General features: G+C 53.7%; 2 protein-coding genes and 1 pseudogene. 2 read left to right on the forward strand and 1 reads right to left on the reverse strand.

What is annotated here, in order from left to right; translation table 11 throughout:
• The coding region (locus tag VSX56_RS20520) for a hypothetical protein (protein WP_350939372.1) at nucleotides 1-187 on the forward strand (187 nt) is incomplete at its 5' end.
• Between the two features lie 269 nt (nucleotides 188-456).
• Here VSX56_RS20520 and istB read toward each other — a convergent pair.
• Nucleotides 457-1,173 carry an IS21-like element helper ATPase IstB gene (gene istB / locus VSX56_RS20525; RefSeq protein ID WP_350939373.1) on the reverse strand — a complete coding sequence of 239 codons (717 nt, stop codon included), beginning with the start codon at nucleotides 1,171-1,173 and terminating at the stop codon, nucleotides 457-459.
• A gap of 397 nt (nucleotides 1,174-1,570) precedes the next feature.
• Here istB and VSX56_RS20530 point away from each other — a divergent pair.
• Nucleotides 1,571-1,729 (forward strand): annotated as a pseudogene (locus VSX56_RS20530) (IS256 family transposase); the annotation flags it as partial.

A 1,729-nucleotide genomic window follows, 5' to 3' on the forward strand; every position in this document is an offset into this window, starting at 1 on the left:
CCCGGTAGCTCGTCAGGCTCATAACCTGAAGGTCGTAGGTTCAAATCCTACTCCCGCAACCAACGTTTCCGACCCAACCCTCGCAATCCGCGGGGGTTTTGCTTTTATAAGCATCCACCAGCCCAAGAATGCCCGCGAGATCGCCGTAATGCGCGATGCTGTGACCATCGGGCGCATCTTTCGTTAGGGTCATCCTGATCCCGAAAATCAACCCGCGCATTGCCTCGACCGCCTGGACACGAAACGCCGTGGTCTGCCCCACTTGAGTGGTCCATTGTAAGCGTTGCATTTGAACCCTTCTAAGGGGCAGATCTCTCCTGGTCTTGCCCCGCTGAAGTGGTCCATCTTTTGGGATAGTTTATCCCGTATGATGGAGGAGTGCGAAATGTCAGTCATTTTGCCACCTCAATGTCAAACAATTAGCCGCGCAATGTTATTAACTTTGCGCGGCTAAACTTATCGGAGCGACTTCCCTTCCAGCGGCAATAAATGTGCTCGGCTGCGCACTCGATCCATGAACGCATCTGCCAGCAGAGGATCATTTATGTAGTCATACCACTCATGAGGGGATCGTTGTGCTATGATGATCGTAGAGCTTTCGGTTGATCGGTCTTCGATGATCTCAAAAATATCAGTCAGTTCCTGCTTGCTCATCGGGCTCAGTGCAAAATCATCGATAATTAAGAGATCCAGACGCGCCAGTTTTGCCCGAAGTTTAGTGATGCTACCGTCAAGGCGCGCATACATCATCTCTTCGGCCAGCAGCCCGACCCGTACATATCTCACCGAGAACTCCTTCTGAACCGCGGCGACACCGAAGGCGCAGGCCAGCCAGGTTTTACCAGTCCCAGAAGCCCCCGAGACCAGGATGTTCTGATGCATTCGGATCCAGTCGCACTTCAGCAGGGACAGAATCTCCGCTTTGTCCAGTTTTCGCCCGTTTCGATAATTTATCTCCTCCGGTGCAGCCTGATACTTGAACTGGGCTGCTTTCATGAGGCGGTCTATCTTGTTGCGGTAGCGGCGTTCCGTCTCTGCCTGCAGCATTCGTAGGATCCGGTCTTCGATTGGCAGATCGCTGTATTGTGGATTCTGAAGCTGATGCTCCAATTCGTCCCGAAATCCTGATAACCGGAGCTCGCTAAGGATTTCGAATATTTGATTGTTAGACATCCTGCTCTCCGCTCCGTTGTGAGAGTAGCGTTGCGAAGTACGCAGCGCCGCGCACATTTGCCGCTGGGACCGGCATCGGCTCATCGACCTTTACGGGTGTCTGTAGTTGATCAAGGCCGTTTAGAAGGATACTCTCAACACTCCAAGCGCCGCACTTTTCAACCTCCAAAGCCCTTAGGCAGGCCGCTTCGACCCTGTCACTCGGATATTCGGAGGCCATCGCGCGTAACCGCTGTGCTGTTTTTGCGGTGCTGTTAGCGTTCTTGGAAATCCGGAAATGCTGTTCAATCAAGCGCTCCGCGGATCGTGTCCCACGGGGTGGTGTAGCTCAGGTGGCCATCGGGTTTCTTAGTAAGGTCGGGTTGCTAGACTCAATCTGATCCAAGGATGACACCCGATGACCAAACCTATGATGGACCTTCGCGCGCTTGTCGAACAGAGCGGCGATGCAGATTTACTGCGTGAGATGATTGGCTTTGCCGCCGAGCGACTAATGGAGCTCGAGGTTGGCGCCAAGACCGGCGCGGACTATGGCGAGAAGAGTGCCGAACGACTG

The sequence above is a fragment of the Thioclava kandeliae genome, from assembly GCF_040297545.1.
GTDB classification, from domain to species: domain Bacteria; phylum Pseudomonadota; class Alphaproteobacteria; order Rhodobacterales; family Rhodobacteraceae; genus Thioclava; species Thioclava kandeliae.